This is a genomic window from Paenibacillus soyae (genome assembly GCF_024623455.1).
In the GTDB taxonomy this organism is placed as follows: domain Bacteria; phylum Bacillota; class Bacilli; order Paenibacillales; family Paenibacillaceae; genus Pristimantibacillus; species Pristimantibacillus soyae.
Window position 1 is genome coordinate 48,154 of sequence record NZ_JANIPJ010000011.1, and the last position, 21,904, is coordinate 70,057.

The window sequence follows — 21,904 nt, forward strand, 5'->3', positions numbered from 1 at the left end:
CCGGATCACGGATTTTTGTTTTGACACCGCCTGGCATGCAGGCTATAATAATTACGATTTCAAACGCCAATTTTATAAGCTTGACTTCGGAGGAGCCTGCCAACAGCGGGCTCTTTTTGCGTTTTTTCGGGTTTTCCCGCCGCTCGAAGCTTTATTCGCCTGCAAAACGGCAATACTGGTTAGGATTGTGAAAGTATGCAAGTGCGTTAGAAGGAGGCCGTTCATTGAATTTTCTTCATGTTGCCATTATGATTCCTTTTCTGTTCGCGGTTATGGTTCCGATCTTCCGCAAGGTGCTGCCCCGTATCCATACGGGTTGGCTGGTGCTTCCGGCTCCTGCGGTATTGTTCGCTTATCTGATAAGCCTTATTCCGGCGGAAGAGGCGGTGAGCGCCTCGTTGCCCTGGATGCCGTCGCTTGGCGTCAACTTCGATGTGTACGCCGACGGACTCGGTCTGCTGTTCGCGTTGCTTATTACGGCGATCGGCACGCTCGTTATTCTATACTCCACCTTTTATCTGGATCGCGACAAGGAGAAGCTAGGTCATTTCTACGTCTACCTGATGCTGTTCATGGGCGCGATGCTGGGACTCGTGCTATCCGACAACCTGATGGTGCTGTACGGCTTCTGGGAGCTGACGAGCATCTCGTCCTTCCTGCTGATCGCCTTCTGGCAGGAGCGGGAGAAGTCCAGATACGGCGCGATGAAGTCGATGGTCATTACCGTGTTCGGCGGCCTTGCGATGTTCGCGGGCTTCCTCATGCTGTACGCGATGACGGACACGTTCAGCATTCGCGAGCTGATCGAATTAGCTCCTACGATCATGAACGAAGAGATGTTCCTGCCTGCGATGCTGCTCGTGCTACTTGGGGCTTTCACCAAGTCGGCGCAATTTCCGTTCCACATCTGGCTGCCGGATGCCATGGAAGCCCCGACGCCGGTCAGCGCATACCTGCACTCTGCCACGATGGTGAAGGCCGGCATCTATCTGGTCGCGCGAATGAGCCCCGTATTCTCCATAGGGGAGCTTTGGATGTGGCTCGTCACCGGTTTCGGTCTATTTACTCTCATTTACGCTTCCTTCCGCGCAATGAAACAGATCGATCTGAAAGCGATGCTTGCTTTCTCGACGATCAGTCAGCTCGGACTGATCATGAGCTTGCTTGGTCTCGGCTCGGCCGCCTCGTTCTATGCGGGGACGGATCAGGCGGCGTTCTACAGCAAAGCGACGATGGCGGCGATCTTCCATCTCGTGAATCATGCGATCTTCAAGGGGGCGCTGTTCATGGCGGCCGGCATCGTCGATCACGAGACGGGAACGAGGGATATCCGCAAGCTGGGAGGTCTCATGTCCGTCATGCCGATTACGTTCACCGTCACGATGATCGGGACGTTCTCGATGGCAGGGCTCCCGCCGTTCAACGGCTTCCTCAGCAAAGAAATGTTCTTCACGTCGGTGCTCAATATCCGCGATTCGGATTTGCTCGGTGAAGCCGTATGGGGCGCACTCATTCCGCTTGTCGCATGGGTCGCGAGCGTCTTCACGTTCGTCTATAGCATGCTGTTCGTCTTCCGGACGTTCGCGGGCAAGAGGCAGCCGGAGAAGCTGAAGAAGCAGCCTCATGAGGCGCCGCTCGGCATGCTTCTGCCGCCCGTCGCGCTGGCCTCTCTGGCCATCGTGTTCGGGCTGTTCCCGAACCTGCTGTCCTACACCTTGATCGAACCCGCCATGGCGGCGGTGCATCCGAGCCTGCTTACGCCTGGCCAGCAATTCATGGTTTCGATCCATCTATGGCACGGCTTCACGCCGGAGCTATTCATGACGATGGGCGTAGCGGCAGTCGGCATCTTGCTCTTCCGGCTGCACGGCAAGACGGCCGCGCTTAACGCGCCGCTGTTCGAGCGAGTATCGCTGAACCGCAGCTATGACAGCGGTCTGAAGGGGCTGGACCGCTTGTCCGGCGCGCTGACCAAGCTCTATATGACGGGATCGCTCCGTCAATATCTCATCTATATATTCGTCTTCCTGATCGCGGCGCTCGGCGCGACCTTGTATGGCGAAGGAGCGCTGCTAATCGACACCACCGGCTACGCGGAGATGTCCTTCTATGAAGCGGTCATCATTTTCGCGCTCATCTTGTCCACGATTGCCGTTCCGTTCGCGACTTCGCGTCTGATGGCGATTATTCTGACCGGCGTGGCGGGGTATATGGTCTCGCTGTTCTTCGTTATCTTCCGGGCGCCGGATCTGGCCCTTACGCAGATGATCGTCGAGACCGTCTCGGTCGCGCTGTTCCTCCTCTGCTTCTACCATCTGCCGAAGCTGAAGAAGGAAGTCGTGAAGCTGCCGCTCAAGCTATGGAATTTGCTTATTGCGGTAGGAGTGGGGGCCGTTATGACGGTTGTGGCGCTCAGCGCCAGCGGCAGCCCGTCGTTCGAATCGATCTCGCATTATTTCCTGGAAAATAGTTATACCCTCGCCGGCGGCAAAAACGTCGTCAACGTCATCCTTGTCGACTTCCGCGGGTTCGACACAATGCTGGAGATCGTCGTGCTCGGCATCGCGTCCCTCGGCATCTATGCGCTGATCCGCATTAAGCTGAAGGGGGACGACGAAGAAGCGAAGCTTCCCGCGAGGAGCGCGGAGCTGTTCCACGACGTGTATGCGCCACGAAGCAATGACGTCATCTTAAGGACGGTATCGAAGCTGGCGATTCCGATCATTATGTGCTTCTCGCTGTACCTGTTCTACATGGGGCATCATCATCCGGGCGGCGGGTTCATCGGGGCGCTGATGGCTTCGTCGGCGCTGCTGCTGATGGCCATGGCGTTCGGCATGGACCAAGTCAGGCGCATCGTGCCGGTCGACTTCCGCAAGCTGACGGCGCTCGGCATCCTCGTCGCGCTGCTGACGGGCATCGGCTCCTTCCTGTTCGGGGAGCCGTTCCTTAGCCACGCGTTCGATTACTTCGATATCCCGCTCATCGGGGAGCTGGAGCTGGCGACGGCGACCTTGTTCGACCTCGGCGTATATTTGACGGTCATCGGCGTGACGATGACGATTCTATTGACGATCGGGAGGGATCAGTAGCATGGAACTGTACATGTCCTTGGCGATCGGCGTGTTGTTCACGGTAGGCGTCTACCTCATCCTGTCCAAAAGCTTGCTGCGCATCATTCTCGGCACCTCGTTCCTGACGCATGGGGTCCATCTGCTGCTGCTGACGATGTCCCGCCTGAAGACCGGAGCGGCCCCGCTGCTCGGGGAGAAGGCGGACGCTTACGTCGATCCGCTGCCGCAGGCGCTTATTCTGACGTCCATCGTCATTAGTTTCGGCGTGACGTCGTTCTTCTTCGTGCTGGCGTACAAGGCGTATCAGAAGCTCGGCACCGACGATATGGAGCAGCTGAAGGGGGAGGACGCTCATGAATAACCTGCTGGTCCTGCCGCTTCTTATTCCATTGTGCACGGCGGTTCTGTTGGTGTTCTTGGCTCGTCATGTCCGCCTTCAGCGCGTAATCAGCACCCTAAGCGGCATTCTAAATATTGGCGTTGCGGCCATCTTGCTCGCCCAAGTGAAGAGGGAGGGCATCCAAACGCTGTACATGAGCGGATGGGTGCCGCCTTACGGCATCGTATTCGTGGCCGACATGCTCGCCGCGCTGCTCGTGCTGACGACCGCGGTCATCGGCCTGTTCATCCTGCTGTTCTCGTTCCGCAGTATCGGGGAGGAGCGGGAGCGTCATTACTATTATCCGCTGCTGCAGTTCCTCTTGGTTGGCGTGAGCGGATCGTTCTTGACCGGCGATATTTTCAACCTGTTCGTCTGCTTCGAAGTGATGCTGATCTCCTCTTACGCGCTGATCGTGCTGGGAGGCACGAAGGTGCAGCTGCGGGAGTCTATCAAATATATGCTGATCAACATCCTGTCGTCGGCGCTCTTCGTAGCGGCGGTCGCCTACCTGTACGGCGTGACGGGCGCGCTGAATATGGCCGACTTGGCGCAGAGAGTCGAAGCGGCGGGGCAAGGAGGCGTGCTGAACGTCATCGCCATCTTGTTCATGATCGTCTTCGCCCTCAAGGCAGGTCTGTTCCTGTTCTTCTGGCTGCCTGGCTCCTACGGCGCGCCTCCTACGGCCATCGCGGCGGTCTTCGCGGCGCTGCTCACGAAGGTCGGGCTGTACGCGCTGATGCGCACGTTCACGCTCATCTTCTATCACGACCACGGCGTGACTCATACGTGGATCGGCGTCATGGCCGGCGCGACGATGGCGCTGGGCGCGTTCGGCGCGCTGGCCTACCGGGACATTCCGCGCATTCTGAACTACAACGTGCTGATCGGCGTCGGGTTTATCGCGTTCGGACTGGCTGCGGCGACCGACGATTCCTTGGATGGAGCGGTGCTCTATCTGCTGCACGATATGGTCGCCAAGGGATTGCTCTTCCTGCTGGGAGGCATGATCATTTCCGCCGCGGGCACCAAGCAATTATCCGAGATGGGCGGGCTGATCAAGAGGCATCCGTCCCTCGGCTGGATGTTCTTCGCGACGGCGCTCGCGATCGCAGGCATTCCGCCGTTTAGCGGCTTCGCGGGCAAGCTCATGATCATAAGAGGCGGCTTCGAGGACGGGCAGTATACGCTCGCGGCTCTATCGCTCGCCTCCAGCTTCGTCGCCCTGTATTCGCTGCTTCGCCTGTTCATGGCGGCGTTCTGGGGAGAAGAGAAGCCGGAGCCGGCTGTGGAGAAGGAGCCGAAGCGCGCGTCTGATCCTTGGCGACTGCTGCCTGCGGCGGGCTTGTTCGTTCTCGTCGTCCTAATGGGCGTGGGGGCGGAGTGGATCTATGAATTCGCCCGGGAAGCGGGAAATACGCTGGCTCAGCCGTCGATCTATATCGACGCGGTGTTAAAGGAGGAGTAGACGGTATGATCACCTATATAAGACGCGCCTGGGCTGTCATGAAGCTGTTCGTTCTGTTCAACCGGGAATTGTTCCTCTCGAGCTACGCCGTGCTGGTCCAAATCATCCGTCCGCGTCTGGCCATCCGGCCCGGCATCGTGGAGATGAAGACGAGGCTCCGGTCCAACACGGAAATCACGCTGCTCTCTTGTCTGATCTGTCTCACGCCGGGAACGCTGACGCTTGACGTTGCCCACGACGGGGAGACCTTATATATTCACGCGATGGACATCGAGGACGCGGAAGAACTGGCGGAGTCTATCCGGAACACGTTCGAGCGAGCGATTATGGAGGTGACGCGGGCATGATGAACGGATTGCTGCTTGCTTCTCTTGTCTTGCTGTCGCTGGCCATTCTAGGCAGTATGTTCCGGCTTCTTGCAGGGCCGTCCATTCCCGACCGGATCGCGGCGCTGGATACGATCGGCATCCTGCTGCTCGCGACGATCGCGGTGATCGGGATGCTGTTGCGGACGACGGCTTATTTCGATATTATTCTGCTCATTGGCATTCTCGCGTTCATCGGAACGACGGCATTCGCCCGCTATATCGAAAGGGGGGTTGTCCTTGAATCCGGAGACGATCGGGAGCATCCTTGAGAGCGTCATAGGCATCGTTGTATTAATCGGGGCGCTTATTAGCGTCATCAGCGTAATAGGCCTCATCCGGCTGCCGGACGTCTATCTGCGTTCCCACGCCGCGACCAAAAGCGCCACTCTCGGCGTGCTGTTCATTCTGAACGGAGCGTTCTTGTATTTCTGGATCTTCGAGGATCATTTCAGCATCAAGCTGCTGCTCGGCATCGTGTTCGTGTTCCTGACGGGCCCCGTCGGCGGCCACCTGAACGGTCGCGCCGCTTATCGGTCCGGGGTGTCGCTATGGAAGGGCAGCGTGCGCGACGATCTGAAGGAGGATTTGAAGCGGGAGAGACAGGAGAGACAAGAGGGCAGGGGCTTATAAGTTAGCATACGACAAAGGGACAGTGAGCGATCACTGTCCCTTTGTCGTGTTCCTGTGTTCCAGTCCGACGGGCCGTCTAGAAACGGTTGCCCTGCTTCTCGACCCAGTCGCCGATAACCGGCAGCTTGTACATGCGTCCCTGCAGCGCGAGCAGCATGAGCACGATCCAGAGGATGAAGGTAAGCGGGGCCAGAATCATCGTAAACAGCCACCCGATGAACGGAATGGCGGTAAGGATGAGGTTGACGACGACAAGTACGGCGAAGATGATCGTCGACTGCAGCGCGTGAAACTTCACGAAGCGGCTCCGCTTCTCGAGCACTAAGAACAGAATGCCCGTAATAAAACCAAGCAAATAGCAGAGCAAGCCTGCCACCTTGGGGTCCAATCCCGTGGAGGAGGGATCGGGATTCACTTGTACCGGGTGCATAACTGCACATCCTCTCATGGACATCTTCTTGCCATGATTGTATTCGCCAAGGACGAGCGATAGACCTTCCGAGCGCCAGGATGCCGTTTCCAAATATTCCATCCATCATTTGTAACGGGTTTGTAACCCGCGGACGTTTCGCTTCGTCTAGAATGGGTAGTGGTAACAAGAAGAGACGAAAGATTGCGGATTGGAGAGAATAAAGTCGATGAAAAAAGTGAGGAAAGCTTATATATTCGGCGCGGTCGCGATCGTCCTGTTGACGGCCGCCTATATGAACCGCAGCGTGCTCGCCATGGCGGGCTTCGATTGGCTCTTTCAAGGAGGAGTCGAGGAGAGGCTCATCGATACGTACAAACCGGTGGACCGGCAGACGCAGCCCACGCCGGTGCCGGTGAGCGACAAGAAGGAGGACCCGTTCTCCGTGCTGCTGCTCGGCGTCGACCAGCGGGGCAACGAAACGGGGCGCTCCGACACGATGATCTACACGGTCGTGCGGCCAAGCGATGGCAACATGCTGCTCGTCTCGATTCCGAGAGATTTGTACGTCGAGATCGTCGGCGAGGAATACAAGGATAAGATCAATCACTCCTATGTATTCGGAGGAGCAGGCATGACGATGGATACGGTGGAGAAGCTTCTGGACGCGCCGGTCGATCATTACGCTTCCATTAACTTCGAAGGCTTCCGCGAAGCGATTGACGAGATGGGCGGCATTTCTCTGCCGATCGAAGAAGATATGGTCAACGACGATCCGGGCCATGAACATTTTGTAATTAAAGGCGGGCAAGAGCTGTACAATGGTACGGACGCTCTTAATTTCGTGCGCTACCGGGAGGATGCGGGCGGCGACATGAGCCGGACGGAGCGACATCAGCAGTTCCTTCATGCTATGATAGAGAAGGCGAAGAAAATGGGGCAGTGGGGCAAGATTCCGGAATTGATCGACATCATGGGCGACAATTTCAACACGGATATCTACCCTAGCAGCCTGATCGACATGGCCCAGGAGCTGCTTCAAGCGGATAACCGCTTGATGTACAGCCATACGCTGCTTGGCCGAGGCGGCCGCTTGGTACAGGGCGGAGCCTGGTACTACTTCGCCGATGAAGAAGATTTGGCCAGGGTTCAGACGATGATCAAGAACTGGCTGAATGCCGATACGACCGAAGCGAGCTTGATCCTGCCGCCGAAGTATGAGGAATTGAAGGAGAAAGAGGTAGAATCGCTCGCTAGCGGGTCTTCGGCGAACGAAACGGAGTGATCGAATACGATGAATATCGCCTTTTTCTTATTGCCTAAGCAAGAGGTCGTCTGCTTGCCGCATGACGCCACTCTCAGACAGGCGCTCGAAAGAATGGAGTACCACCGTTATTCCGCCGTCCCTATCATTAACGGAGAAGGCGGCTATGTCGGAACGGTGACGGAGGGGGACTTGCTGTGGTTCATGAAGAACCGGGCGGACCTTACCTTCGAGAACGCGAACAAGGTTAGGCTCAGCGAAGTGCCGCTGCGCATCAACAATATTGCCGTGAACATCGACGCGAATATGGACGATTTGATCTCCCTGGCCAAAGCGCAAAACTTTGTGCCGGTGGTGGATGACCGCAATCATTTTATAGGCATTGTTCGCCGAAGCGAAATTATCGATTATTGTCAGAAGGGACTGTCCCAACGAATCTAGCCGGTTCGGGCGAGGGGGAGTCCCTTCCCTTATGTGGCAGGGATCAGCAAGCCTGCCTCCAATTGGACGCCGGCACCCGCGTGCGAGAATCCGCTTTTGTGCTATAATGGGGGATGAATGTCTTATAGTCGACTGAGTTGTAAGAGGTGAACGGATTGAAGACTGGGCGAAGACCCTTGTTATGGAGCGGGGCGGCGCTTCTTATGCTATTGCTGCTGGCCGTGCCCGTGTTGAATTTTCCCGCGTTGCTGTTCATGATGGTTCCTTATGTGGCGCTGTATACGACGCTGTCCCGGGGAGCGTTCCTGCTTCACCTGGTGCCCGTATGGATACTGGCGGGACTGATCGCGGGACCAGGCGTACTGATTATCGGCTTGTTCTTCCTGGTGCCTTCGATCGCGATGGGGCATCTGTACCGGAAGGGAGCGCCGGCGGCGAAGGTTATACGGATCGTCACGCTTATTCTGCTGGCGCAGCTTATGCTGGAGCTTCTGCTGTTCGAGATGATTCTCGATCTGTCGCTGCTCGACGAGATGAGCCGCACGATACGATCGACGTTCGAATCGCTCGGGACCGAATATATGACGGCCGCAGGCTGGAGCGACGAGCATACGGAATTGCTCATCCAGACGGTCATCCATATGATCCCGTTGACGTTCATCATCATGTCGTTCGTGTACGCGGTGCTGTCCCACTATGTGGCCCGCAGGGTCGCGCTGAAGAGCGGCATCGACGTGCCGGCGTTCCCCCAGGCGAAGGATTGGCGGCTGCCGCGCGTTCTCGTCATTTATTATTTGATCGCTTACGTCATTGATTTGGTGCTCAAAGCGGGGGACGATTCGTTCCTTGCCGTAGCGGTTATGAATTTGGTGCCGCTTCTCAGCTATGTGTTCGCGATACAGGCGATAGGCTTCTTCTTCTTCATCGCGCACGAGCGGGGATGGAACAAGGCGGTTCCGGTTCTCATCGCCATACCTGTGCTTCTGATCCAGCCGCTGAGCCTGATCGGCGTCTTGGATACCGCCTTTCCGATACGGAAATCGTTTACCAAATCAAAATAGCACGGGAGCGAATGGGAAATGCCTAAGTTTCTAGTTACGAGATGGCACGGAATGCACCACATGGCCGCCCTTGCCGCCATGCTGATCCTGTCGGCCGCGCTCGCCTGGTTCGAATGGTGGGCCGGCATTGTAGCGCTTGCGCTGACGCTTGGCGTCGCCGCTTATACGTTCTTCGCGGAGAGGGCATTCCGCAAGGATCTGAAGACGTATCTGGGTTCGCTGTCTTACCGCGTGAAGAAAGGCGGCAACGACGTCATCAGCGAGCTGCCGTTCGGTATTATTCTCTATAATGAAGAACGAGTCGTCGAGTGGCATAATCCTTATATTGCCGAGCTGATGGAACGCGAATCCGTGATCGGCACGCCGCTCACGGAGCTGTTCCCGACGCTGCAGCATGCCAAGGACCGCGAAGGAACCGTCGAAGCGGCGGTAGGCCATCATATGTATCAGCTTATATTCCGGCCGAAGGAACGCATCTTGTACGTGAAGAACATTACCGAGTTCTGGCAGCTCGGGCGTAAATACGAGGACGAGAAGCTGTCGCTCGGCGTCGTCATGATCGATAACCTCGAGGAGGTTACCCAGGGGCTCGACGACCATCAACGCGGCACCTTGCTGTCCAAGGTGACGACGGAAATTACGGAATGGGCGCAGAAGTACAAAATTTATTTGAAGCGTCTCACGTCGGACCGGTTCCTGCTGATTACGGACCATAAGACGCTCCGTCAGCTCGAGCAATCGCGCTTCGTCATTCTGGATGAGGTGCGCGAGATGACGGGCGAGCAGAAAATTCCGGTGACGCTCAGCATCGGCTTTGCCGCCGGCGCCGAACATATCATCGAAATCGGCCAATGGGCGCATACCAGCTTGGATATCGCTCTCGGCCGAGGCGGCGACCAGGCGGCCGTCAAAGTCGGCGGCAGGCAGTCGTTCTACGGGGGCAAGTCGAACGCGGTGGAGAAGCGGACGCGCGTCAGAGCGCGCGTCGTGGCGCACGCGCTGCGCGACTTGATCCGCGAGAGCCACAACGTTATGATCATGGGCCACAAGCTGCCCGATATGGATGCCGTAGGCGCGGCGATCGGCGTGCTCAAGGCCGCCCAGCTGTTCGGCAAGGAAGCGTACATCGTGCTCGAAGGCGTCAATCCGTCGATCGAGAAGATGATGGAGCTGATTCGCGAGGACGAGAAGCTGTCGAAGCGGTTCGTCCATCCGGAGCAGGCGATGGCGCTCATGACGCCGCAGACGCTGGCTATCGTCGTCGATACGCACAAAGCGTCCATGCTGAAGGAGCCGAAGCTGCTGTCCCAGACGGAGCGCATCGTCGTGATCGACCACCATCGCAGAGGAGAGGAGTTTATCTCGAACGCGATTCTGGTCTATCTGGAGCCGTATGCTTCCTCGACTTGCGAGCTGGTGACGGAGCTTCTGCAATATATCCATGAACGGATCAGCCTCGATGTCAGGGAAGCGACGTCGCTGCTCGCCGGCATTACGGTCGACACGAAAAGCTTCTCGCTCCGGACGGGAGCAAGAACGTTCGAAGCGGCATCGTTCCTCCGGAGGAACGGCGCGGACACGATGCTCATTCTGCGCATGCTCCAGGAGGATCTGGACGAGTACGTAAGCAAGGCGGAAATTATCAAACACGCGCAGGTGTACCACAACCACGTGGCGATCGCCATGGCGGAGAGCGGCAAGAAGTATCCTCAGCTGCTCATCGCACAATCGGCGGATACGTTGCTCAATATGAACGACATTCTCGCTTCCTTCGTCATCGCGGAGAGGCCGGACGGTCTGGTCGGCGTCAGTGCGAGGTCGCTCGGCGGCATGAACGTTCAGGTCGTCATGGAACGTCTCGGCGGCGGCGGCCATCTCACGAACGCCGCGGCGCAGTTCGAAGGAACGGTAGAGGAAGTCAAGGCCAAGCTAACGGCCGTGCTTGAACAAATCGAATCGGAAGAGGGGTTATTCGAATGAAAGTCATCTTCTTGCAAGACGTAAAGGGTCAAGGAAAGAAAGGCCAGGTCAAGGATCTGTCGGAAGGCTACGTGCGCAACTTCCTGCTGCCCAAAGGACTCGCCAAGCCGGCGTCCGAAGGCAACCTGAAGACGCTGGAGGTTCAGACTGCCTCCGAAGAGAAACGCAAGATCAAAGAGAAGGAAGACGCGCAAGCGCTCGGCAAACGACTCGAGGAGCTGACCGTCGTCATCAAAGCCAAAGCCGGCGAAGGCGGCCGTCTCTTCGGCGCCATCACGAGCAAGCAAATCGCCGAAGCTCTGGCCGCTCAAGGCATCAAGATCGACAAACGCAAAATCGAGCTCGAAGACCCGATCCGCACGCTCGGCGTTACCCAAGTAAGCGTCAAGCTCCACCCCGAAGTCAAAGCCAAAATGAGCGTCCAAACTTCGGAGGAGTAAGAAAGACGAGCGTAGAAGCGAAGAGAAGGGTATGTTCCGGAGAAACGAAGTGCTCGCCTTTGCAATCTCCATTCTTACCGCTAAGCGGCTAAGTTCATAAGAATGGAGTTGCAACAGCGATCGTAGGAATATACCCTTCTCGCAGCAACTGCGGCGTTGACAGCAGCTCTAACCGATGCCAAGCAAGAATGCGAGACTTAAAAGGAGGCGCACGATGAGTACCAGTACGGAATTGATGTTCGACCGGGTTCCGCCCCAGAACATGGAAGCGGAGCAGGCGGTCATTGGAGCGATCCTTCTCCAGCCGGAAGCTTTAATCACGGCGATGGAGCGGGTTCGAAGCGAAGATTTCTACAGCAGCGGACATCAACGTATCTACGAGGCCATGATCGAGCTGGCCGAGGCCAATCAGCCGGTCGACCTCGTTACCCTTACGGCGCATCTGCAAGACCAAGGCTTGCTCGAGGAGACCGGCGGGGTCAGCTATCTGGCGAAGCTCGCCAACGCGGTACCGACGGCGGCCAACGTGGACTACTACGCGCAGATCGTCGAAGAAAAATCGATGCTGCGACGCCTTATCCGAACGGCTACTAATATCGTAACGGATGGGTATGCTAACTCCGAGGACGTCGGCATTCTTCTTAGCGACGCGGAGAAAAAAATTCTCGAAATCTCCAACCGCCGCTCCAGCAGCGGCTTCGTCTCGATTCGGGACGTTCTGATGGAGGTATTCGAGAAGGTCGAATTCCTCTACTCGAACAAGGGCGGCTCTACGGGCATCCCTTCGGGCTTCGTCGATCTGGACCGGATGACAGCCGGCTTCCAGCGAAGCGACTTGATCATCGTCGCTGCCCGTCCATCCGTCGGCAAGACCGCCTTCGCGCTGAACGTTGCCCAGAACGTAGGCGTACGGGCCAAGGAAACCGTCGCGATCTTCTCGCTCGAGATGTCCGCGGCGCAGCTCGTGCAGCGTATCATTTGCGCCGAGGCGAACGTAGACGCACAGCGAATGAGGACCGGTACGCTCGAAGGCGACGATTGGGAGAAGCTGACGATGGCGATCGGCGCCTTGTCGGAGGCCGAAATCTATATCGACGATACGCCGGGCGTCACCGTCGCGGATATCCGCGCCAAGTGCCGCCGTCTTAAGAAAGAACGCGGACTCGGCATGATTCTGATCGATTACTTACAGCTGATCTCAGGCCGGGGCAAAGCCGGCGAGAACCGGCAGCAGGAAGTATCGGAGATCTCCCGTACGCTGAAGATGATCGCGAGGGAGCTCGAGGTTCCCGTCATCGCGCTGTCCCAGCTATCCCGCGGCGTCGAGCAGCGGCAGGACAAGCGTCCGATGATGTCCGACCTTCGGGAATCCGGATCGATCGAGCAGGATGCCGACATCGTAGCGTTCCTATACCGGGACGATTACTACGATAAGGAATCGGAGAAGAAGAACATTATCGAGATCATTATCGCTAAGCAGCGGAACGGGCCGGTCGGCACGGTCGAGCTGGTCTTCCTCAAGCAATATAATAAATTCGTAAGTTTAGATCGCACTCATATGGATCCTTCACAGGCATCTTGAAAATATCCGAACAATTGCATGGGGCACCTTGCAATTGTTCGTTTTTCGTTTGACTTCCGATTGGGAGACTGCTACACTAATAATGCTGTCTTCCGGCATGCGACGCGTTAAAGAACGTGAACAAGCGCAAGAGACGGTAATTTTCGATGCTCATGAATGAATGATCATCGGGCACGGGGGTATGTTTATGTCTACGGTTGTTGTAGTGGGTACGCAGTGGGGAGACGAAGGAAAAGGCAAAATCACCGACTTCCTGGCAGAGGGAGCTGACGTTGTTGCCCGTTACCAAGGAGGAAACAACGCGGGACACACCATTCTCATCGATAATAAGAAATATAAGCTGACGATGATTCCATCGGGCATCTTTAACCATAACAAAACTTGCGTCATCGGCAACGGCATGGTTATCAACCCGCAAGCGCTGATCGACGAAATTAACTATATTCACGACAACGGCTTCTCGACGGACAACCTGAAGATCAGCGACCGCGCGCATGTCATCATGCCGTATCATCTGGTGCTGGACGGACTTGAGGAAGACCGCAAGGGTGACAACAAAATCGGAACGACGCGCAAAGGCATCGGTCCTTGCTATATGGACAAGGCTGCGCGCAACGGCATTCGCATCAGCGACCTGATGGATGCCGAAGAGTTCGAGGCGCGCGTCCGCGCGATCATGATCGAGAAAAACAATCTGATTCAGCAAGTTTACGGCGGCGAGCCGCTGGACGCGGATCAGATCGTCCGGGATTACCTCGGATATGCCGAAGTGCTTCGTCCTTATGTGACGGACACGTCCGTCGTGCTGAACGACGCGATTGACGAAGGCAGGAAAGTGCTGTTCGAGGGCGCCCAAGGCGTCATGCTGGATATTGACCAAGGCACGTATCCGTTCGTTACGTCCTCCAACCCTTCCGCTGGCGGCGTATGTATCGGCTCGGGCGTAGGCCCGTCCAAAATCCAGCAAGTCATCGGCGTTGCCAAAGCGTACACGACACGCGTAGGCGACGGTCCGTTCCCGACGGAGCAGGACAATGAGATCGGCCAATTGATCCGCGACAAAGGCCATGAGTACGGCACGGTAACAGGCCGTCCGCGCCGCGTCGGCTGGTTCGATACGGTCGTCGTCCGCCATGCGCGCCGCGTAAGCGGCATTACGGGCCTGTCCCTCAACTCGCTGGACGTGCTCACCGGCCTCGATTCGGTGAAGATCTGCACGGGCTACAAGTACCGCGGCGAGATTATCCACCACTACCCGGCTAGCCTCAAGATGCTGTCCGAGTGCGAAGCGGTATACGAGGAAATGCCAGGCTGGTCCGAGGACATCTCGGGCGCGAAGAAGCTCGAGGATCTGCCGCAGAATACGCTGAACTACGTGAACCGCGTATCCGAGCTGACCGGCATTCCGATCGCGATCTTCTCGGTCGGCCGCAACCGCGAGCAGACGAATCCTGTTCGCCCGATCTACGAATAGTACATCCATAAGCAAAGGCTGCCCAACGTCCATTCGACGACGGGGCAGCCTTTTTTTATCACCTATCAATCGATAGAGGTTTTCTCAATTTGGCTGTGGAGAGGGGGCTTCGGCGTCTGAAGAGTCTGTCGCGCCCGGAGAGCCTTCTGCGTCCTTAGTCTGGGCCGAGGACTCCGAACCCTCTGTGGAGCCGGAAGAGGAGCCTGAAGCGCCCGCAGGCTTCCACTTGCCCCGCGCAACGGCGGCCAAGAACAGCAAGAGTGGGATTATGAAGTAAGCGGCGATATAGACGAATGTCATATGGGTGCCGCTGGCCGTGAAGTCCACGACGCGGGGCAGGCCCCAGAAGCTGAGCGCCACGACGAGCACCGCGAGCGGGACGCTGATCGCTTTGTAGCTGGGAAGCGACATCCACTGGGCGACGCCGATCGTTAGGCCATAAAACGTGACGATCGTTCGCACGAAAACGTCAACGACCCAGAAAAACATGACGACGGAGTCGAATTGCTCCAAAAATTCGAAAAACGTCAAATAACGCGCCAAAACCATAAACGGAAAGCCGTAAAGCGGCGTCGCGTTATCGAGCACTACGACCGTCAGAGCCAGCATGCCCGACAGCGTCACCGATATGGCCGACAGCGAGATCAACAGCATTTTGGAAACGCGCTGCTTGTCACGGACAAAGGGAAGGAAAAACGTGATGTAGGCGTACATAGGCATCCACAGCTGGACGTAAACGGAGCCCCTTATGACGGGCATGACTCCGTTCTCCATGAACGGCAGCAGCCGGCCGACCTCCATATCCTTAAAGAAGGGCAGAGAGAAGGTCAGCACGATCGTTACGATCAGAGGCATGTACAGAACGGCGACTCTGCCGATTACTTCAACGCCGAACCGAACGGCGAACACGGAGACGAAGAACAGGGAGCCGATGACCACGGCAAGAGGCGTTTCCTTGAAAAAATATTGATTCACCAGCTCGCCGAACTGCCGGGCTTGATGGGAGATTTGGAGAGCGGATATCGTCAGAAAAAGAAGGCCGACCGCTTTGCCCATCCACTTGCCGAGCAGCAAGGGGCTGTATTCGATTAACGATTGGCCCGGGAACGAACGATGGAGCCCGACTAAAATGATAATGAGAAGAAGTGCGCTGAATGAACCAATATAAGGCGTCAGCCACATATTGGGCCCGGCTAAACGATAGTTCATGGAGGCCGCTCCGACCATGGACGTAGCCAATATAGTCAGGTACATCATGCAGGCCAGCATGGAAGACGATATTTTGCCGCGTTCAAGCATGAAGTCGCCTCCTTGTTATTACATGGTCAATTTCCTGCCTCAATTTGGAAAAAAGCTTTCGCAACGGGGTCCAGCAGCCATATAAAAAATTGGGTAGGTCCCGGCAGATCACGGTTCGCAATAGAGGCGAAAGCAATGCCGAGAGCCGCCGCATATAGAACGGCACAAACGACGGCAACCCGTTTATGCCGCAAATTTCTGCGGTCGAGATATACCGTGAGAGCAGCCATAATCGCAACTAACGCATACAGCAAAGCGAATCACCTCCCATGTTTAGAAGATCCTGCCTTACGATTCCTCTTCCTCGATCAGGAACTGGTTTCGTCCGGTCATGCCGATTCTGCGGATGCGCAGCGTGATATCGTAGTCTACTTCGATTTGGGTGAACTGCTCCTCCCAGTTCTTCTTGCTCGCGCGCCATTCCTTTGGATAGTGCCGGTGAAACTGCTCCGCGAACCCGAGAACGTCCGTCCGTGATTTCTTGGCAAGCCTTACGGAGCCCTCGATGCGCTCCTGAAGCACTTTCTTGAACGCCTCCTCCAGCTTCTTGACTTCCACTGGCAAGGAGAGGTTCGCCGTCGTCGAGTTTTGCGTCAGATTGCCGGTCGCCAGGAGCTTAACTTTAATTTTCCACTTGCCGTTCCCGATGCTTGGGATCAGGGTGGAAGCGGTATTGAAAACGTTCAAGGAAGCAAAGCCTTCGCTGCCGTCCACTTTGGTCGTAATGGTGGATTCTCTGATCTCGTTGCGGAGCCAGAGAAGGCCCCGCGTTTTCTTGACGTTGTATTCCTGGGACAGCTTCAGGTTCCGGAAGGAAGCCGCTCCGACAAGAGTGGGGCTGGCTTTGTTGCCGCTCTTCGTCATCTTGATAATCGGCATGAGCGCGGTGCGAGTTTCGCTTGCCAGGCTGACCTGCGTCTCCAGCAGCGTAATGTTGAGCCCGGTCTGGATCACGGCCATCTCGCGCATGACCTCCGCGCTGTTGCGCTCGATATTCGGCTGCCATTTCAATATGTCCTCCGGCGAGCCTTTGATGACATACATATTGGCTCTTTCCCTCGGATGGGGATGCCTCGTCAGGAAATCCAACGGTTCGCTGATCCCATGCTTGGCTAGCTTCTCGCCGATCAGGAAAATATCCGCTTGCCCCCAGAAGATGTTCCGGGACAAATGCTCCTGCAGCTGGGCCGCGGCATCGGCGGAGTCCAAGCCGACGGCGCTTTCGACAAGCGCCTCGCTGCCCCCGATCTGCGGTTCGCTGCCCATCGAGCCCTGCTGCTGTCCGGGATTGCCCGGCGCGTAGATCTGAACGGAGAGCTTGATTTTGTTATCCTCCGTCAGATCGAAGCCCGCGGCCGTGACGATGGCAAGATCATTGATCTCCGTCCGGTCCCAGCAGCCGGTCATAAGCAAGAGCAAACAAGCGCAGCACGGAAATGCCCATAATCTGCGGAGTTTTGCCGACATCTACCATCATTCCTTTGCATGGTGTTGCTTAGATTTTGGCGCTCTTAGTCGCAGCTTGTTCCGTAAGCCCCCCGTCCAATGCGGCCTCGTGTCGTGTGCCCATAATGGTTCCCGGATGACCGTATCCCCGAGCTGATCCCACATAAGCGGAGCCATAGGCGAAAGATACGGGACGCCGAAGGAACGGAGCGCGAGCAGATGAATCGTAAGCATCATGGCGACGAGCACGATGCCGTACAGGCCAAGGATGCCCGCGCCGAGCATAATCGGAAACCGGATAATCCTTAGCGCCAAGCCAAGCGGATAGCTTGGAATCAAGAACGAGGCGACGCCGGTGATCGCGACGACCATGATCATGGGCGAAGAGACGATGCCGGCCGAGATGGCCGCTTGTCCGATAACGAGCGCTCCAACGATACTGACGGCGGAGCCGACCTGCTTCGGCAGTCGGACGTTGGCCTCCCGAAGCGCCTCGAAGGTCGCTTCCATAAGGAGCGCTTCGACCAGCGCGGGGAACGGAATTTGCTCCCGCGATTTCGAGATGGTCAGCATCAGCGTCGACGGAATCATCTCCTGGTGATAAGAGAGCACGGCAACGTAGATGGATGGCATGAAGACGGCGATAAAGGCGAAGATCAAGCGAATCCATCGAATAGCCGTCGAGACGTACGAACGCTGGTAATAATCCTCGGGCGACATCATGAGGATGAATAGCGTCGTGGGCGCGATGAGGGCGATCGGCGAGCCGTTCACGAGAACGGCCACGCGGCCTTCCATGATCGCGGCGCTTACGACGTCCGGCCTCTCCGTCGTCTGAACCTGCGGGAAGGGAGTGAACGGATCGTCCTCGATAAACTCCTCGATAAGAGAGCTGTCGATCAGCATGTCCACGTCGATCCGCTTCAACCGCTGCTCCATCTCCGCCACCAGACCGGGGTCGACGATGCCGTCCATATAGGCGATTGCGCAGGTCGTCTTCGAATAGCGGCCGATCTTCAGCTCCTTCAGCTTGAAGGCCGGCGACTGGATGCGGCGGCGCAGCATGACGGTGTTAAGCCTCAGTGTCTCGACGAACCCTTCGCGGGGCCCGCGAATGACGCTCTCGGCTTCGGGCTCGGTGATGGACCGCGAGTTCCAATAAGGCATGCTGAACACGACGGCGCTTGCCTCACCCTGCATCAGCAGCAGCGTAGAGCCGCTGGAGATGGCATCGCTGGCATCCTCCATCGTGGTGATTCTGGAGGATGACGGCAGGGTAACCTCCATCAGCAGAGACGACCAGTCCGCTGGCGTATCCGCATCCGTTCTTTGCTTCAGCGGCCGCATGATTGACATGTCGACCTCCTGGATGGCCGTCATCCCGTCCACATAAACAAGCGCGAGATCGGCGCCGTTGGCCAGCCTGAACGCGCGGAAGATAATGTCGGAGCCGTCTTCGAACAGCTGTCTCAGAATGCCGATGTCCTGGTCAAGCTGGCCGCTCAGGCTCAGGGACAGAAGCGCCCTCTGACGCTCTAATGCTTGGTCCACGGGCATAGGAGGGCTGGATGACATAAGCGATCCTCTCCATTCCAATCAATTGCTGTCCACTAGTGTGCGCGATCCGCAAGAAATTCATGTAATTATTTTCATGCGAAACCAATTATGCGGAATGACCGCCTATCTCGTTGACCATAATGGTAGATAGAGACGTTGACGCGCGTAGAGAGGGAAGACTTACTTGCTATTCAAGTAAGAGTTCAAAAAGTCCAGTTTTCAGCACCTAAGCTAATGCTTCCGATGCTGCGTTTTTTCCAAAAACGCTGTAGATCGGATGAAGCTAGGAAATGAGGAGCGGAACGTAGTGGAAGCTACGTGAGCACCGGAAGTTCCGGCTGAATTCGATATTCGACGTCGAGTAGGCTCCCCGATATGCTTCGTGATCAAAAGTGGACTTTTTGAACAACTTCTTTAAGAGTTAGGAGTGAAGGCGCATGTGGAAAAGCGTGACATGGATCGGCAAGCTGGTGGCCGCGGGGCTCATTATCAGCTTTCTATCGATTTGGACGACAGGCTATATCGTAACGAGCTACGTGGAAGCCCTATTAAAACAATTCCAGCTTCCGATCGAGGTGCCGCCGATGGCGATGTCGGGCGTCTGGGGCAATCTATGGGGAAGCGATCCGCTTCTCGTATCCGATGTCGAAGAGAAGGAAGAGCTCGCGTCCGAGACCGGCGATGACTCATTGGCAGAAGAGCCGGCGTCGGAGGAAGCGTTCGGCGGCATCAGCGAAGAAGCTCCGATTACGGACATCGGCGGCGGAGGAGGCAGCGAGGCGGCCGGAGAAGGCGAGCCGGAGGGCGATAGAGTCGTAGAGGAAGGAACGGCGGGAGGTACGGCGGAAGGTACGGACGGTGCCCTCGGGGGCGTGGATGATCATGGCTCCGCGGAAGGGATCGACGGCACGGAGACGGCGGTGACGACCGACGAAATCGAGGCGGCGAAGGATGAAATAAGCGAAGAGGACAAGGCCAAATTGTTCGAAATGCTCATGACAAAGCTGCCCCAGGAAGCCCTGCAGCAGATTTCCACCTATGTCGAAAACGGCCTGACGGAACAGGAATTAACGAATGTTCAGCAGATCATGGCGCAGCATTTGGACGAGTCGGAATACGAGCAGATGATGGAGATTCTGAAAAAATATTAATATTACGTTATGATGGCAAAGGTTGCCCCATTAATTAACGCTGTGTTAAAGTATTAGGCGAGTGATCCGACGGGAGAATTCGCCTTTTTTCATGTTCGGAACTCGCAAATCTCTCTGTAAGAGTGCGAAAAGGAGACTATCATGACCGTTTTCAGGGACATGAGTCGTATGAAGAAGGTTTGGGAACGAACGACCCAATACTTCAGACGTACGCGCTCGCAAGACTTGAAAGAGCAGCAAGAAACGGCAGACGTGATCGTTTCTCCACCGCTATGGCGGAGGAGATCGGCTCAGCTTATCGGCGGAGCGGCGGTCCTCGTTACGGTTGCCGGCGTGATTGGCTATCAACAATATTCCCAGTACGTAGAACGCAATACATTCGAATTCTATCACGTATATATGAACGGCGAGTTAGTAGGCACGGTTGGAACGCCGGACGAGATCGACGGCTTGATCGCGGCGGAGACGGCGGAGATGCAGAAGTCCAATCCGGATATTAACATGATCCTGGATACGGGCGAGATTACATACGAGATCGATAAAGGCTTCAAGGCGGTGCCCGAGACCGAGTCGACGCTGGCCAAGCTGGAGAGCAAGTTCACTTCACACGCCGTCGGCGTAGAAGTGAAGATCGACGGCAAGCTCATCGGCATCGTGAAGGATCAAGCGACGGCGGACAGCATCCTGCAGCGCGTGCAGAGCAAGTTCGCGCCGGAGCTGGCGGCAGCGGCCAAGACCGCTAAATCGGTTACGACATTATCTTACACCGAAGACGGCAAGGTTGAAGCATCTTCCGGCGAAGAAGCCGCGGCGGAGGAGCTGACCGAACCGGGACGCGTCGTGACGGAAGTCGATTTCGTCGAGGAAGTCCAAGTGACAAGCGTCGACGTCGCTCCGACGGAAATCGCGGAAGGCGAAGAGATTTACAAGAAGATCATTGACGGCAGCACCAAACCAACGAAATATATTGTACAGGCCGGGGATTGTATCGGCTGCATCGCGCAGAAATTCGACATCTCTCCTCAGGTCATCTACGAGAACAACCCTTGGATCGAGGATGACAAGATTACGATCGGCGATGAGCTGGACTTGACGGTTCTCATGCCGGAGCTGACCGTTCGCACGGTCGAGACGCTGGTCGAGATGGAGAGCATCGCGCCGCCAGTCGAAGTGCGGAAGAACGACAAGGTTCGCGTCGGCGAGCAGAAGATCATTCAAGAGGGCGTCGAGGGCACGCAGCGGCTGACATACCGCATCGAGAAGCAGAACGGCTACGTGGTTACCGAGGAGCTTGTGGGCCAGGAAGTCGTCGTCGAACCGATTACGGAAATCGTCGAGAAGGGCACGATGGTCGTGCTCGGCGAAGGCACGGGCAAGTTCATGATCCCGGTCAAGAGCTACCGCATCACGAGCAAGTACGGCCAGCGTTGGGGACGTCTCCATTCCGGCATTGACTTCATCGGCAACAAGAACATTCTGGCATCCGATTCCGGCAAGGTCGAGTTCGTCGGCTACCGCACGGGAACGGGCAAGACGATTATCATCAACCATCAGAACGGCTACAAGACATTGTACGGTCACCTGGATTCCTACTCCGTCGAAGAAGGCGAGAAGGTCGAGAAGGGCGACAAAATCGGCATCATGGGCAACACGGGCAACTCGACCGGCACGCACCTGCATTTCGAAATTCACAAGAACGGCACGCCGCAGAACCCGCTTAAGTACTTATAATTTTCTTATCCCTATAAACGCCAAGAAGCGCAGCCTGGTTGCATACCGGGTTGTGCTTTTTTTTTCGTCTAGGGGGCGTCGTTACAGCGCTTATGAAGGAAGTTTCATTGTGAAGGTTGCAACCCTGTATGTTAGAATAGAGACATTACA

At 56.5% G+C, this 21,904-nt stretch carries 19 protein-coding genes; 15 read left to right on the plus strand and 4 right to left on the minus strand.

Annotated features, from left to right (window positions below; translation table 11 throughout):
* Nucleotides 1-224 precede the first annotated feature (224 nt).
* From NQZ67_RS15815 to mnhG, 6 genes are read left to right on the plus strand one after another with little or no spacing between them, the layout of a single operon-like run.
* Nucleotides 225-3,092, plus strand: coding sequence for a Na+/H+ antiporter subunit A (locus NQZ67_RS15815; RefSeq protein ID WP_257447652.1), 2,868 nt, complete (start codon nt 225-227; stop codon nt 3,090-3,092).
* 1 nt (nt 3,093) lies between these two features.
* Nucleotides 3,094-3,435 (plus strand): Na(+)/H(+) antiporter subunit C, encoded by a 342-nt coding sequence (locus tag NQZ67_RS15820; RefSeq protein ID WP_257447655.1) that lies wholly within the window; start codon nt 3,094-3,096, stop codon nt 3,433-3,435.
* Entirely contained in the window at nt 3,428-4,921 is a 1,494-nt protein-coding gene (locus tag NQZ67_RS15825) for a Na+/H+ antiporter subunit D (RefSeq protein ID WP_257447657.1), read from the plus strand. The genes NQZ67_RS15820 and NQZ67_RS15825 overlap by 8 nt, the downstream gene beginning before the upstream one ends.
* Before the next feature lie 5 nt (nt 4,922-4,926).
* Nucleotides 4,927-5,268: a Na+/H+ antiporter subunit E gene (locus tag NQZ67_RS15830; RefSeq protein ID WP_306812905.1), complete on the plus strand. Its 342-nt coding sequence runs from the start codon at nt 4,927-4,929 to the stop codon at nt 5,266-5,268.
* Nucleotides 5,265-5,558, plus strand: coding sequence for a Na(+)/H(+) antiporter subunit F1 (locus NQZ67_RS15835; RefSeq protein WP_257447659.1), 294 nt, complete (start codon nt 5,265-5,267; stop codon nt 5,556-5,558). Before NQZ67_RS15830 ends, NQZ67_RS15835 begins: the two co-directional genes overlap by 4 nt.
* The gene (mnhG, locus tag NQZ67_RS15840) at nt 5,527-5,919 is read left to right on the plus strand and encodes a monovalent cation/H(+) antiporter subunit G (RefSeq protein WP_257447662.1); all 393 of its coding nucleotides are present in this window, start codon (nt 5,527-5,529) and stop codon (nt 5,917-5,919) included. The genes NQZ67_RS15835 and mnhG overlap by 32 nt, the downstream gene beginning before the upstream one ends.
* A gap of 76 nt (nt 5,920-5,995) precedes the next feature.
* On the opposite strand, the gene NQZ67_RS15845 is transcribed toward mnhG, so the two are convergent.
* On the minus strand, nt 5,996-6,349 hold the full coding sequence (locus NQZ67_RS15845) for a DUF4870 domain-containing protein (RefSeq protein ID WP_257447664.1): 354 nt from the start codon (nt 6,347-6,349) through the stop codon (nt 5,996-5,998).
* A gap of 208 nt (nt 6,350-6,557) precedes the next feature.
* Here NQZ67_RS15845 and NQZ67_RS15850 point away from each other — a divergent pair, with 208 nt between their 5' ends.
* The 7 genes from NQZ67_RS15850 to NQZ67_RS15880 all read left to right on the plus strand — a co-directional run bounded on the left by NQZ67_RS15850 (nt 6,558) and on the right by NQZ67_RS15880 (nt 14,570).
* Entirely contained in the window at nt 6,558-7,613 is a 1,056-nt protein-coding gene (locus NQZ67_RS15850) for an LCP family protein (RefSeq protein ID WP_257447667.1), read from the plus strand.
* Nucleotides 7,614-7,622: 9 nt separating this feature from the next.
* Entirely contained in the window at nt 7,623-8,033 is a 411-nt protein-coding gene (locus NQZ67_RS15855; RefSeq protein WP_257447669.1) for a CBS domain-containing protein, read from the plus strand.
* 203 nt (nt 8,034-8,236) lie between these two features.
* The gene (locus NQZ67_RS15860) at nt 8,237-9,094 is read left to right on the plus strand and encodes a DUF2232 domain-containing protein (protein WP_257447671.1); all 858 of its coding nucleotides are present in this window, start codon (nt 8,237-8,239) and stop codon (nt 9,092-9,094) included.
* An 18-nt stretch (nt 9,095-9,112) separates the two neighbouring features.
* The gene (locus tag NQZ67_RS15865; protein WP_257447675.1) at nt 9,113-11,074 is read left to right on the plus strand and encodes a DHH family phosphoesterase; all 1,962 of its coding nucleotides are present in this window, start codon (nt 9,113-9,115) and stop codon (nt 11,072-11,074) included.
* Nucleotides 11,071-11,514, plus strand: coding sequence for a 50S ribosomal protein L9 (gene rplI / locus NQZ67_RS15870; protein ID WP_257447678.1), 444 nt, complete (start codon nt 11,071-11,073; stop codon nt 11,512-11,514). The genes NQZ67_RS15865 and rplI overlap by 4 nt, the downstream gene beginning before the upstream one ends.
* A 214-nt stretch (nt 11,515-11,728) precedes the next feature.
* The gene (dnaB, locus tag NQZ67_RS15875; RefSeq protein ID WP_257447682.1) at nt 11,729-13,096 is read left to right on the plus strand and encodes a replicative DNA helicase; all 1,368 of its coding nucleotides are present in this window, start codon (nt 11,729-11,731) and stop codon (nt 13,094-13,096) included.
* A 187-nt stretch (nt 13,097-13,283) separates the two neighbouring features.
* On the plus strand, nt 13,284-14,570 hold the full coding sequence (locus NQZ67_RS15880; RefSeq protein WP_257447685.1) for an adenylosuccinate synthase: 1,287 nt from the start codon (nt 13,284-13,286) through the stop codon (nt 14,568-14,570).
* Between the two features lie 84 nt (nt 14,571-14,654).
* Here NQZ67_RS15880 and NQZ67_RS15885 read toward each other — a convergent pair whose 3' ends face one another.
* The 3 genes from NQZ67_RS15885 to NQZ67_RS15895 all read right to left on the minus strand — a co-directional run bounded on the left by NQZ67_RS15885 (nt 14,655) and on the right by NQZ67_RS15895 (nt 18,890).
* Entirely contained in the window at nt 14,655-15,869 is a 1,215-nt protein-coding gene (locus NQZ67_RS15885) for a GerAB/ArcD/ProY family transporter (protein WP_257447689.1), read from the minus strand.
* Nucleotides 15,870-16,157: 288 nt separating this feature from the next.
* Nucleotides 16,158-17,336 (minus strand): Ger(x)C family spore germination protein, encoded by a 1,179-nt coding sequence (locus NQZ67_RS15890; protein WP_257447692.1) that lies wholly within the window; start codon nt 17,334-17,336, stop codon nt 16,158-16,160.
* A gap of 6 nt (nt 17,337-17,342) precedes the next feature.
* Nucleotides 17,343-18,890, minus strand: a complete 1,548-nt coding sequence (locus NQZ67_RS15895) for a spore germination protein (RefSeq protein ID WP_257447695.1) — start codon at nt 18,888-18,890, stop codon at nt 17,343-17,345.
* Nucleotides 18,891-19,309: 419 nt separating this feature from the next.
* Here NQZ67_RS15895 and NQZ67_RS15900 point away from each other — a divergent pair, with 419 nt between their 5' ends.
* Nucleotides 19,310-20,023 carry a hypothetical protein gene (locus tag NQZ67_RS15900; RefSeq protein ID WP_257447699.1) on the plus strand — a complete coding sequence of 238 codons (714 nt, stop codon included), beginning with the start codon at nt 19,310-19,312 and terminating at the stop codon, nt 20,021-20,023.
* 141 nt (nt 20,024-20,164) lie between these two features.
* Nucleotides 20,165-21,754, plus strand: a complete 1,590-nt coding sequence (locus NQZ67_RS15905) for a M23 family metallopeptidase (RefSeq protein ID WP_257447702.1) — start codon at nt 20,165-20,167, stop codon at nt 21,752-21,754.
* Nucleotides 21,755-21,904: the final 150 nt, after the last annotated feature.

Bases quoted from the DNA above. Each gene is read 5' to 3' on its own strand.
- NQZ67_RS15860 (WP_257447671.1), top strand. From the start codon at position 8,237: ATGCTATTGCTGCTGGCCGTGCCCGTGTTGAATTTTCCCGCGTTGCTG.
- NQZ67_RS15905 (WP_257447702.1), top strand. From the start codon at position 20,165: ATGACCGTTTTCAGGGACATGAGTCGTATGAAGAAGGTTTGGGAACGA.
- NQZ67_RS15850 (WP_257447667.1), top strand. From the start codon at position 6,558: ATGAAAAAAGTGAGGAAAGCTTATATATTCGGCGCGGTCGCGATCGTC.
- NQZ67_RS15835 (WP_257447659.1), top strand. From the start codon at position 5,265: ATGATGAACGGATTGCTGCTTGCTTCTCTTGTCTTGCTGTCGCTGGCC.
- NQZ67_RS15895 (WP_257447695.1), bottom strand. From the start codon at position 18,890: ATGTCATCCAGCCCTCCTATGCCCGTGGACCAAGCATTAGAGCGTCAG.
- NQZ67_RS15825 (WP_257447657.1), top strand. From the start codon at position 3,428: ATGAATAACCTGCTGGTCCTGCCGCTTCTTATTCCATTGTGCACGGCG.
- NQZ67_RS15900 (WP_257447699.1), top strand. From the start codon at position 19,310: ATGTGGAAAAGCGTGACATGGATCGGCAAGCTGGTGGCCGCGGGGCTC.
- NQZ67_RS15880 (WP_257447685.1), top strand. From the start codon at position 13,284: ATGTCTACGGTTGTTGTAGTGGGTACGCAGTGGGGAGACGAAGGAAAA.
- NQZ67_RS15820 (WP_257447655.1), top strand. From the start codon at position 3,094: ATGGAACTGTACATGTCCTTGGCGATCGGCGTGTTGTTCACGGTAGGC.
- NQZ67_RS15845 (WP_257447664.1), bottom strand. From the start codon at position 6,349: ATGCACCCGGTACAAGTGAATCCCGATCCCTCCTCCACGGGATTGGAC.
- dnaB (WP_257447682.1), top strand. From the start codon at position 11,729: ATGAGTACCAGTACGGAATTGATGTTCGACCGGGTTCCGCCCCAGAAC.
- NQZ67_RS15885 (WP_257447689.1), bottom strand. From the start codon at position 15,869: ATGCTTGAACGCGGCAAAATATCGTCTTCCATGCTGGCCTGCATGATG.
- NQZ67_RS15855 (WP_257447669.1), top strand. From the start codon at position 7,623: ATGAATATCGCCTTTTTCTTATTGCCTAAGCAAGAGGTCGTCTGCTTG.
- NQZ67_RS15890 (WP_257447692.1), bottom strand. From the start codon at position 17,336: ATGTCGGCAAAACTCCGCAGATTATGGGCATTTCCGTGCTGCGCTTGT.
- NQZ67_RS15830 (WP_306812905.1), top strand. From the start codon at position 4,927: ATGATCACCTATATAAGACGCGCCTGGGCTGTCATGAAGCTGTTCGTT.
- NQZ67_RS15865 (WP_257447675.1), top strand. From the start codon at position 9,113: ATGCCTAAGTTTCTAGTTACGAGATGGCACGGAATGCACCACATGGCC.
- rplI (WP_257447678.1), top strand. From the start codon at position 11,071: ATGAAAGTCATCTTCTTGCAAGACGTAAAGGGTCAAGGAAAGAAAGGC.